The sequence below is a fragment of the Peribacillus sp. S4 genome, assembly GCF_046715815.1.
GTDB lineage: Bacteria > Bacillota > Bacilli > Bacillales > DSM-1321 > Peribacillus > Peribacillus frigoritolerans.
In genome coordinates, this window is record NZ_CP175708.1 from 2,692,234 (window position 1) to 2,703,734 (window position 11,501).

The 11,501-nt window shown below is 38.9% G+C and carries 11 protein-coding genes; 2 read left to right on the forward strand and 9 right to left on the reverse strand.

Annotation, left to right across the window (positions count from 1 at the left end; genetic code table 11):
* Window positions 1-41 precede the first annotated feature (41 nt).
* The 5 genes from ACJ9PY_RS12795 to ACJ9PY_RS12815 all read right to left on the reverse strand — a co-directional run bounded on the left by ACJ9PY_RS12795 (window position 42) and on the right by ACJ9PY_RS12815 (window position 4,697).
* Window positions 42-359 carry a hypothetical protein gene (locus tag ACJ9PY_RS12795; protein WP_411740185.1) on the reverse strand — a complete coding sequence of 106 codons (318 nt, stop codon included), beginning with the start codon at window positions 357-359 and terminating at the stop codon, window positions 42-44.
* A complete protein-coding gene (locus ACJ9PY_RS12800) occupies window positions 323-1,483 on the reverse strand; it encodes a Mur ligase family protein (RefSeq protein WP_411740186.1) in 1,161 nt (386 codons plus the stop codon). Before ACJ9PY_RS12800 ends, ACJ9PY_RS12795 begins: the two co-directional genes overlap by 37 nt.
* A 204-nt stretch (window positions 1,484-1,687) precedes the next feature.
* A complete protein-coding gene (locus ACJ9PY_RS12805; protein WP_411740187.1) occupies window positions 1,688-2,941 on the reverse strand; it encodes an MFS transporter in 1,254 nt (417 codons plus the stop codon).
* A gap of 459 nt (window positions 2,942-3,400) precedes the next feature.
* Window positions 3,401-4,282: a mechanosensitive ion channel family protein gene (locus tag ACJ9PY_RS12810; RefSeq protein ID WP_098864525.1), complete on the reverse strand. Its 882-nt coding sequence runs from the start codon at window positions 4,280-4,282 to the stop codon at window positions 3,401-3,403.
* Between the two features lie 22 nt (window positions 4,283-4,304).
* Window positions 4,305-4,697, reverse strand: coding sequence for a sporulation protein (locus ACJ9PY_RS12815; RefSeq protein ID WP_063576204.1), 393 nt, complete (start codon window positions 4,695-4,697; stop codon window positions 4,305-4,307).
* Window positions 4,698-5,344: 647 nt separating this feature from the next.
* On the opposite strand from ACJ9PY_RS12815, the gene ACJ9PY_RS12820 reads away from it, so the two are divergent.
* Window positions 5,345-5,872 carry an IseA DL-endopeptidase inhibitor family protein gene (locus ACJ9PY_RS12820; RefSeq protein WP_057277613.1) on the forward strand — a complete coding sequence of 176 codons (528 nt, stop codon included), beginning with the start codon at window positions 5,345-5,347 and terminating at the stop codon, window positions 5,870-5,872.
* 174 nt (window positions 5,873-6,046) lie between these two features.
* Here ACJ9PY_RS12820 and ACJ9PY_RS12825 read toward each other — a convergent pair whose 3' ends face one another.
* The 4 genes from ACJ9PY_RS12825 to ACJ9PY_RS12840 form a co-directional block, all read right to left on the reverse strand.
* Window positions 6,047-7,036, reverse strand: a complete 990-nt coding sequence (locus ACJ9PY_RS12825) for an HAAS signaling domain-containing protein (protein WP_098864526.1) — start codon at window positions 7,034-7,036, stop codon at window positions 6,047-6,049.
* On the reverse strand, window positions 7,023-7,370 hold the full coding sequence (locus ACJ9PY_RS12830; RefSeq protein ID WP_034306796.1) for a PadR family transcriptional regulator: 348 nt from the start codon (window positions 7,368-7,370) through the stop codon (window positions 7,023-7,025). Before ACJ9PY_RS12830 ends, ACJ9PY_RS12825 begins: the two co-directional genes overlap by 14 nt.
* Window positions 7,371-7,530: 160 nt before the next feature.
* Window positions 7,531-8,877, reverse strand: a complete 1,347-nt coding sequence (locus ACJ9PY_RS12835; RefSeq protein ID WP_411740188.1) for a GntP family permease — start codon at window positions 8,875-8,877, stop codon at window positions 7,531-7,533.
* Window positions 8,878-8,881: 4 nt separating this feature from the next.
* Complete coding sequence (locus ACJ9PY_RS12840) at window positions 8,882-10,027, reverse strand: glycerate kinase (protein WP_411740190.1); 1,146 nt, start codon at window positions 10,025-10,027, stop codon at window positions 8,882-8,884.
* 300 nt (window positions 10,028-10,327) lie between these two features.
* Here ACJ9PY_RS12840 and ACJ9PY_RS12845 point away from each other — a divergent pair, with 300 nt between their 5' ends.
* Window positions 10,328-11,422, forward strand: coding sequence for a CdaR family transcriptional regulator (locus ACJ9PY_RS12845; RefSeq protein ID WP_411740191.1), 1,095 nt, complete (start codon window positions 10,328-10,330; stop codon window positions 11,420-11,422).
* Window positions 11,423-11,501 lie beyond the last annotated feature (79 nt).

Genomic DNA, 11,501 nt, shown 5'->3' on the forward strand with positions numbered 1-11,501 from the left:
ATGGCTATGGAATGGATGGAAGCTGGATTCGTTATAATCAACTATTGATCAAAATAACCGATAAAATCCCCTTGGTCCTCATTTTGAAGATATAATACCGTTTCTTTGTCAGAAATGGTTGGCAGTCCGAATTTTTGATCATACCTCTCAATTCCTTTACCTGTAATGATAATCCAATCCCCTTCTTTTCCTGCTTGTAACGCCTCCTGGATAGCAAAGGTACGATCATGAATAACCTTTCCATTTCCAGTTGAGTAATCGCTAAGCAGTTTATTTAGTGTGGATTCCATCCCGTCCGAATTCAGATCATCCATTGTCAAAATCAAAACATCACTATGTTCCGAAGATACTTTAACCATTTCAGCCCTTTTGGTTGTATCTCGTCCACCCCGGAAACCAAAGATATGATTTGAAGCATGTGATGAATGGCATCTGCAGTATGTGCATAATCGATGACTATAGTCGGCCCAGATGCTTTCTTATATATTTCAAACCTTCCTGGTACACCGGAAAATCGTTTCAATGAAGTGAGAATTTCCTGTTTTGAAATTGGAAACATCTTCGCTACGGAATAGGCAGCTGTTGCGTTATATAAATTATGAAGTCCAGGTAAAGGTAACTCAATTTTCACAAAGTCTTGTTTCTCATTCAATAAAATAAAGGGGTTCGTTGCGGTATTATAATTGGTTATGGCTAAATCGCAGCGATTGGATTTTCCAAAAACAAAGGCTCTGACATTCTTCTCCCATAAGTATTCTTGCAGTTTCCCCCCCCAGAAATCATCTCCATTAATAACCGCAAGACCACTAGGTTTCAATTTTTCAAAAAGCAGTAATTTTGCCAGGAAATAATCCTCCATCGTACCGTGGAAGTCAAGATGGTCATGATACAAATTCGTGAAGACACAGAAATCAAATTCAATTCCTTCTAAACGGTATTGAGCTAATCCATGTGAAGACACTTCCATTATGACAACCATGTCCCTACTTTCAACCAGCAAGGAATTCAATTCCATGGTACCTGGAGTCGTATTATGCGAATCGACTTTGTTCCCATTGATAATATGCTGTAACGTACCAATGACTGAACAGGTTACTCCATTCTCTTCTAATATTTGCTGAAGCATATAGCTAGTTGTAGTTTTTCCATTTGTGCCCGTAATTCCTATCATTATTTTTTGATTGCTGGGATCTCCATAAAACCTTTTGGCGATTTGTCCTAATGCTTTACGGCTGTTCTCCACTCTTAAATAAGGAACTTCCAAACCCTTAATATCTCGATTGCCAATCACAGCCGATGCCCCTAAGCGAATTGCATCATTGATGTAATTATGGCCATCGGACTTATATCCGGTTACGGCAACAAAAAGGAATCCTTTTTTTATTTCTTTAGAGTTATCGGTTACACCTGTTATGGATATATGTTCAACGTCCTTCGGCAAATCCCCGTTTATCGCTTCTTTCAATATGTCTTTAAGGATCATTAACTTTTCTCCTTTGTAAGCTATTCACTTGCATAAGTACAATAAGCCCATTTTTAGTATTAACCAGTACTCCTAAAATAAATGAAAATCCAGAATTTGTCAGTTTCAATGACAGTATGAAAAAAAAAGAAAGAAAAGCAGCCAATTTTGGCTGCTTTTCTAATGGTTGTAGCTGTATTTGGGTGCTGGCACACCGCAAGATGCTTACGATTGAACTTCCAGAGGTTTCGTTTCGGCCTTCTGATTGTACAATGGCAATATGAAAAACATTCCTAGAATAAAAAAGAAAGCGGCGGTTTCAAATATGGCGACGAGTGAAAATTGCTCTTTCAGCACGCCTGCCGCGCTCATGGTCAACACCATCGATCCAGTGAATAATGGGCTTAAGATTCCATTGACCCTTCCGATGAACTCTCCCTCGGTCCTCTGCAAAATCAATGTATTGATCCCGATTTGGATACAAGGAAGCATTAGCCCATTAAAGAACTCGGCAGTAAGTGTAATCCAAAGATTTGTCGAAAGCCCCATTACCGCCAACCCTATGGCATTCACAAGCATTCCGAAAGCTAATAATCTTTGAGGTGCCACCTTTTTGGCAAAGATCATTACACCGGCTCCGCCTAAAATCATACCAAACCCATTCACCATAAATAACCATTGGAGATTTTCCTTAGGCAGTTCCAGTTGTTCTGTAACAAGGAATATCGAGAGCGGCTGAATGAAACCCAGTCCGAGCCCGGCAGCCAGAAAACATAAACCAAGCAAACTTAGTTCTTTTTTTCGTAATACGTAGCTCACACCGCTTTTCATTTCCTGCCATAATGTTGTTTTTGCTGTCCCCTCATTCAGTTTGCGATCTTTTGGAAGAAAGGCGAGTGCGCCAGCTGAAAGTAGAAACGCCAGGCCAGTAATCGCAATCGAGGTGTTGATCCCGAAAGATTGGAAGGCAAATGTACCAAGAATCGGACCTAAAACCATAAATACTGCGAAAACGGTCTGATAAACTGACATCCCTGTCTGGATTTGACTTTCTGGCAAATGCATCTTAAATAGCTTCATGCCCGATGGCTGAGAAAATTGAGAAAGTATCGCCGAAATTAAAGTTGCGAAGAAAACCATTTTCCAACTGCCGAAGATTAGCGAGATAAGGACAGCAAATACAGACATTGCACTTAAAATATCACACCAAACCATCGTTTTTTTCGGACTCCAGCGGTCAGCAAATGTGCCTCCAATAAATGAAAAAATAAAAATGGGTGCGAATTCTGCTACTGATATCATGGAAATGGCAAAGGCATCTCCATTTGTCTTTTCCATGACGAATAACAAAACGGCAAAATTCCGTACCCATATCCCTATTTGTAAAAACAACCCTGAGAAGATAATGGCCTGGAATACTCGATTTTTAAAAATGTTAAGTTCCTTTTTATTTAATGTTTCAGATGTGTTATTCGCCAATATAAAAACCTCCTGTGAAATATCTGGACAGGAGGTAGTACAATACAAATATAACAAGGAAAAATATCCCAATCGAAGGACACAATGATCTTTGTTTGTATTTTAATGTACAGACTAATCCTATCCAGAAAAAAATTCGTTTTAAGCACGCATTTTTTCTTAAAAAATAGGATTAAATGATCATTGTTTAAAGGTCACCCTTCCATTTTATGTTATTTTCATAATAATTTATTTAATCTGATAAATCAAGGGAAAAATTAATAAAATAAAACTATTTTTTGGGATGGGTTTGTTCTATTTATCTAATATAAAAAATGGACTTCCTTTAAAAGAAAGCCCTTTAATATCCTTAAGCTTCAAAGGGCTGCCGCTGAATATGGCTTCTGCCCTTTGTTACCTTATCCATCATTTTTTCATGATCTTTTCCCGGATTATCTCAAGCAAATGTGTTTCTTCTTTTCAGTTTTCCAATAAACGTTCTTGATTAGGATTGCCCTGTACAAGCAAATGGGAAGATGGCATTAGAATTTGATGTTCATGTAAAGCAGTCATCATTTCAAACCTCACGCTTCTCGATGTTTCAAAGTAATCATCAGGTTTCACAAGTCCCACTATGCATAGTTCATATCCAACATATTTTAGATTCGGATTTAAATCCGTAATGCCTATGTATCTAAAATCCTCTTCGGGTGTACCATCTTCTAGCCTTAGAAGGCTTTCACCATACTTATCATTACAGATAATACATATATCCTCCAACAGCCGTTTTACCTTTTCAGGATTTTCCTGGTAACTTACTGTAATGCGTTCAATGATTCGCATTCTCCCTTTATTAAAATTTTGAATCGTCCTGATTTCACTATGTGGGATGGTCAGCAATTTTCCTGACCATTCCCTGATCTGCATGAACCGGATACCGATTTCCTCAATCGTCCCGGAACTTGTCCCGTTGAATGTCACGAAATTCCCGACTCGGAATTCATTATCCGAAAGCCTTACAAATCCCAATAAGATATCCTTAAGCATTTGCTGAGCGGCAAATCCGATCACGACCCCTAAAATACCAGCTCCAGCTAAAATTCCTTTTAGGTCTATAAACTGTCCAATCAAATATATAAGGAAAAGCCCGGATATACCGTACCTAAGAGAAGAACGAGTAACCCCCTGTATTGTTTTTTCGACTTCTTCGTCGAAAAAATTGGATCTTCTAAAAAACCATTCAACCAGTTTATTCAAAATATAATAAACAGCCAATAACAGTATAGCCAAAATGAAAAGCCTCAATAATAAAAATTCTTCCCAGTAATCCACAGCAAGCTCAGAAAGTTTCAAGATATTCATGTTTTCACCTCCATTTTCACGTTTATTCAGATTCGATTAAAATCCAGTCATCATCCTTTCCGATTATTCCTTTATCAAGGATAAGTCTCGTTTTAAGGCGATAGGATACCCCTCGCTTATAAGGCTCCTTCAATATAGGCAGACAAAAGTTGAAAGGAATTTCGTTGCTTTCCCCTGAATTTATCTCCCTTGTAGACAAAATGGTGCTCGTTTTAAGGATCTCTTCCATTCCCGTAGAATGAGTATCCATGATCAAATCACATTCAATCCTTCTTATTCTTTGCGCAAGGGTACCACCCTTAATCAAAAAATATCCATTTATGCATTCACCGGATTTATACGTATTTTTCGGAAGGATTAAATCTATTTGTGCAGAACCTATTCCTAAAAGTAGCAAAGATTTTCTAAGTATCAAAGAATACACTCCATTTATATTTATTTGTTTTTCTATTAAAACCTACATGTTTATACATTTCCTTAAGGGGACTACAAAAAAACCTTTACCACTTTGGTAAAGGTTTACTAAAACAAAATAGACCTTTACCAATAGGTAAGGTCTGGCTAACAACAATATGCTGCCAACAACACCGAGAGCAAAGAGCTCCGTAATGACGACATTGTTGTAAAAGCTACTCCCCTTTGGAGAATGTATTCAAGTATATAATTTATAATACGGTAGAATTAGAAAGTTTGTCAAACCATTATATTTTATTTTTTTCGGGCTCTGCCCGGGTAATTCGGGTTATTTGAACATATCTTGTTATTAATGAAAATATAATGAATGAACTTGTCCGTTGAAAGTATTCACTTCTTGGTTTTAAAAAGGTCAGTTGGTGGAATAGGAAGTATGTAACCTCATTCTATTGCAAATCTGTGAACGCCCTTTCAAAAAGAATATAGTGAACAAACTATGAATATGTAATAAAACCTAAAATTTATTTAAAAATTTACAAGATTTCTCTTTTACTTATGCCAAACATGTTGTAATATAAATGTAACAATTGTAATATTTATTAAACTTTCGTTACATAAGTATCCTATTAAGGATTGGGGAGATATGATATGAAAAAACTTTTAGGTATGTTATTATCCATTATCATTTTATTTTTCACATTAAGTGGTCCGGTTACCGCAAAAACGACATCATTGTCTGACGCAAATGCATTAAAGATAGCCGATAATGCCAGCAAACATTTTTGGAATGCTTTATATGGATACAAAACCCGTTCATGTTCGCAAAAAACTTTCAATTATAAAGGGACAGAGTATTCATACCTTTGCCAAGAGTTTAATACAAAAGATAAATTGACTGCCTACTTAGCAGAGACATTTACTAATAATGCAGTTGAAAAAGGGCTGACTAAATATAATTACATTACCCATAAAGGGAAATTAGCCCGTCCAGTCGGAGACGGCTTTAGCATGTTAGAGTGGAAAAAAGCAAAAATTAAATTAGTCTATCAAAAACAAAACGTTAGGTCATACAATTTAACAGTACCTACAGTCGACGGTGAGTCAGTAAAAAGAACGGTGACCTTTTATAAGTCCGGATCTACTTGGAAAGTCAATCAGTTCGATGCAGTTCAATAAAATATTGGTTTAAATGTAACGCCTCATATGCTGTATAGTTAGTTAAAAACTATATGACATATGAGGTTTTTTTTGTTGACCATTATATCTTGTGAAATAATCTTTCTGGCTTGTATCAGCTCACCTTTCACTTCACAAAACATTCAAAAAAAAACACAGCTAGGATGCTGTGCCTTAACGGATTTTTGCCTTTCGGAAGCCTTGATAGGTATCGTAGGCGGCAAAAATGATGGAGAGGAGTATGAGACCCCAGTATATCGAGCTTTTCCATTCATCGATTGAGAATAGTGTTCTTTGGTATGCAAGGAATTCCGGGTTCAATAAATCAGGATTACTAATGATGATGATGAAGGCCAGAGTGTACAACAGCTGGTATATGGCATGAAAAAAAGCTAATTTCAGGGTCCATCGACCTAAAAATAATTTATATATCGCTAAGAGCACCCCAATGATAATGACGCAAGATACCAGCAGCCAATAGGAATTCAATACATCTTGATTAAAAGAAGGTGTCACGAAAATGAGACTGCCATTTCTTTTTTCATAGACGCCTAACAGGTTTGCTGCATTGAAATAAAGGGCTGCGAATACGGAAAGGCCTAACAAACTTGCAAAAACCTCGATCATAGGGACCGCTTTTATCTTTGAAATGTTCGGAATATCTTTTAAGTTTTCCGGTGTCCATGGTTTCAAGTCTTTTGTTACGGGCGACTGGTCTTTTGAAGTGTCCAAGCGTTCTAAAATGGCAAATGAAAGCGTTAACCAGAAAAACACTTGGATACCTGTACTGATGATACTTGAAATTCCTTTCCCGATTATTTTTAAAATTGCTTCCATAACCGTATTCCCCGTATCCCGAAACGGATTGTCCCCTACTAATGCGATCAGTGAAATGACTGCAGCGATTGGTAAAATCATCTTCAACAGACTGATATAAACATCATAATAACGAGGTCCGATCAGATGCATTGGCCGATCACGATAACCACTTGCCAGTGTAACCGGATCTCCTAATTTTAAAAGTACCGCTTTCACGTCTTGCTCCGTATGATCATCCGGAAGCATATCTTCGATTGTGGATTGAAGCTCAAGCGCAATATCCGCCCGGTTTTTTTCTGGCAGCCTTCGGGTCACTTCCTGAATATAAAGTTCAATCAGCTCCATCTTCTCCCTCTCCTTTTAATAATATATAAAGCTCTTGAGAAGTTTTTTCCCATTCTTCCTTTAACTGCGTGAAGATTTCTCCCCCATAATCACTTAAAGAATAGTACTTGCGCGGTCTACTTTCAGAAGTATCCCAGCTGCTGGTCACCAATTCTTGTTTTTCCAGGCGGCGAAGCAAAGGATATAAAGTACTTTGATCAATGGTAATTCCAGACTTCTCTAAACGCTGGACAAGCGAGTACCCATACTGCGGAGTTTTGAGCTGACTTAAGACAGCTAACGTCAAAGTGCCTCTGCGCAGCTCAGTGGTTAATGAATTCAGTAAAGTGCTCATCCAAATCACCCCTTCTCTATACTATGTGACGTACACCATACCTTATACTATGCATCATACACTATTTTAGTTCTTACACCAACATAAAAATGAAAATATATTTTATTTAAAGCATAAAAAAAGAAGCGGTTCACGCCTCTCCGTTTTTCCAATATTAATATTACACAAGAATGACCCACAATATCATCGTCGTGATAATCGTGACCACTCCTTGTATTAAGGTTGCCATTGTTTGAGCTTTATAGGCATCCGTCACTTTCATCCCGCTAAATTGGGTGACCACCCAGAAGAAGCTATCATTTACATGACTTACTGTCATCGCACCTGCTCCAACAGCCATGACTACCAATGCAAGAGGAACAGCCCCTTCAATACCCAACGTTGGAAGCATGGGGGCAATCAAAGATGAAGTGATGACCAGTGATGCTGTCGAAGAACCCTGAGCCGTTTTCAACCCAGCAGCAATTAGGAACGGGACCAACAGGAACAAGGAACCGCTAAAGATGCTGCCCATATCCCAACTTTGGATGATGTCTGCAATCCCCGTATTTTTAATGACGGTACCAAATGCTCCGCCCGCCCCGGTGATCAATAAAATTGGCGCAGCATCCAATAAGGCGGCTCCTATCCAGTTTGTTAATGTTTCTTCATCATACTTAGGCAACAATGTCAAAGCGGAAATTACTCCTACGAGCAATGCGATGACCGGCTGGCCCAAGAATACGAAAAATGCTGCAATCCCCCCTTCCGTTCCAAAGAGCGTTAATACAGAACTGGCTCCAATCAAGACAATCGGTAAAACAATCGGTAAAAATGATTGTAAGGCAGGAGGCATCTTGCCGAATGAACGGACAATTTCATCATAATCGTAATCCAGGTCACTTCGGTCATCTTCAACTTCTATCTTGGTCGCTACTTTCATTGACCATATATAACCAGCAAGTGCAGCTGGTATGGCCGTAATAAGACCTATCAAAATGACAGTCCCCAAGTATCCGTCCGCTCCGATATTTCCGGCTGCCGCAATTGGCCCTGGAGTTGGAGGTACAAGTGTATGTGTTGCATACAAACCAGTTGCAAGTGCAACTGACATGGAAGCAACTGCTACTTTTGCGCGTCTTGCCAACGCTTTTCTTAAGCTCGATAAAATAACGAAACCTGAATCGCAAAAAACGGGTATGGATACGATAAAGCCAATCACACTCATGGCAAGCTGCGGTCTTTTAGGGCCGACAATCCTCAATACAACTTCGGCCATTCTTAATGCGGCACCGGCCTTTTCCAAAATGGTCCCGATTATTGTACCGAAAACGATTACAAGTCCAATGCTTGTCATCAATCCGCCAAAACCGCCGTTGATATTCTCAACAATCTGATCCAGAGGCATTCCAGAAGCAAAACCCACAAATAAAGTGCCTAATAGAAGCGATAAGAACGGATGCAGCTTGAATTTAGTTGTCGAAAAAACAATTAAGAACACGCCGATGGCCAAAACAATAAATAACATAAGATTACCCCCTATTTTTGATCGCTGCCAAAAAAGCCCGCATTACTTGTTCGGCTGAAACTTCCAACAATTCAGCTCCTCTTTCCATTGCTTCCTTTAAAGGCATCGGAGCGTTCACCAAACTATGAACACTCGTTATTCCGTGGTCATATAAAACTTCAATACCTGTTCCGATCGATCCAGCCAAAACAAATACCGGAATACCATGCTTTTTGGCTTCTTGTGCAACTCCCATGGGTGTTTTGCCTGAAGCAGTCTGGTAATCGATTTGGCCCTCACCGGTAAAGACACAATCGGCACCGGACAATTTTTCACCCAGTTTCGTATACTCCATGACAATATCGATGCCCCTTTTTGTTTCTGCACGGAAAAAGGCTTGAAATGCACCTCCAATTCCTCCTGCAGCACCAGCACCTGCTTTATCATGCAAGTGTATGCCTGTTTTGATTTCCACCAAATCAGCCCATGATGATAAAGCCTTATCAAGCATTTCAACCATGTTAGAAGTCGCCCCTTTTTGAGGTCCGAATACCCTTGATGCCCCATCAGGACCGACTAACGGATTTTGGACATCCGAGGCAATCAAAAATTCGGAATCCGCTATTCTGGAATCAAAATCCTCCGTATTAATGCTTGATATCCGTGATAATTCGGCACCTCCGTATCCCAGAGTTTTACCTTCTTCATCAAACACCTTCATCCCCAAAGCCTGGAGCATACCGACACCGCCATCATTGGTAGCGCTTCCGCCAATCGCTAAAATGAACTTTCGACAGCCATCATTCAATGCCTTTTGAATAAGCTCCCCTGTCCCGTATGAAGTAGTGATCAATGGGTTCAACTCAGCTGGATCGACAAGGCAAAGACCAGATGCACTAGCCATTTCAATCACACAAGTTTTTTGATCGCCCAAGATTGCATATGCTGCCTGAACATCTTCAAGTAAAGGTCCTTTAACGGTCACTTCAACTTTTCGACCATTTGTAGCTGCTACAAGACTATCCATCGTGCCTTCCCCGCCATCCGCCGCAGGAACCAGTACTGTCTCTGCATCCGGCAGTGCCTTCCTGATTCCTCGCTCAATAGCCTTTGAAGCTTCTGTTGCTGATAAACTTCCTTTATAGGAATCTGGTGCAATAACAATTTTCATGCTCAGTTCCCCTTTGAATATATTTTTATATCAATTAATTATAATCTTCGGAAATATTTTAATCATCGTTCATTCTAAACGAAAATAAGTATGACATATTGGTTTTTTTTGGTTATACTATACAGAAAAAATAATCTGTCTGAAAAGTTTTCTGTTATTTTCCTATTTTCCTAAAGTATAAGATAGCTAAAGGCTTAAACTATCGACGATCCCCCTTTACATGAAAAATCATAGCTTGTTTGCATAAAATATGATCACCATTCTGTTAGCATATAAAAAAACTCTAGAAGGATGACTTGAATGCTGACCCAAGAAATTGCAATGGAAATTGTCAAACAAACCACCAATAGACTTAACAGAAACATTAATATTATGGATGATAAAGGAATCATCATCGCTTCCGGAAATCATGAACGCATCGACCAATTGCATTTAGGAGCAAGGGAAGTACTGAAAACGGGAAAGCCGTTAATCATTCCCGAAAATGATCGTCATCAATGGGTAGGTGTCCTTCCTGGAATTAATTTGCCGATTAATTTTCAAAATGTAATTATAGGCGTCATCGGGATCACCGGAGATCCGGCTGAACTTTTGGAATTCGGCGAATTGGTGAAAATGATAACGGAAATGATGCTTCATCAAGCTTTTATGGCGGAACAACTCGAATGGAAACAACACTTGAAAGAATTGGTATTTGAAGACTTATTAAAGGAAGATATCAATCAGCATTCGATTGATCAGAGACTTGAACTGATTGGAATGAAATTAGAACCTCCCTATCAAGTGGGGGTAATGGAAATGAAATTAAATCCGTTAAATAAGAATGAGCTGATTCAGATGACTGAAACTGTTTTTGGTTCCCAGTATGCCCTTGTTGGGTTCCTGAGTGTGAATCGGGTTTTCATTCTCACTACGGCGCTTAGCGGAAATAACATTGACAAAAGACTGGATTCAGCCATCAAACAATTAAAAGCAAAAGACTTCGTTATACGAATCGGTTTGGGCTCTATCGTGGATAAGGAATCATCCATCGTCCACTCTTTCCGCGAAGCTGAAACAGCACTTTTACTAGGTGAAGCAAAACAAGCTTTATCTAGATATACTGATGTGGAAACAAAAGCTCTGTTGGAAAGGATAGATGAGCGGACGAAACAGCAATTTCAGGAAAGAATTCTAGGCAACTTATCTGAGAAGTTGATTGAGACACTGCATCAATTTTTCCTTAGTAACTTAAATATCGGGGAATGTGCCAAAAGAATGTATATCCATCGTAATTCCCTTATATACCGATTAAAAAAAATCAAGGAAATTACCGGATATAATCCACAAGTGCTGCATGATGCCATAACTTTGCAGTTAGCCATTTGGGTAAGCCAATCGAAAAGGAGAAGTTGAAAGATATTGTGAGAACGATAATGCCTATTTAATTTTTTTCGTTCAATCCTATAAAAGCTTGCATTGGAATTTTGTATAA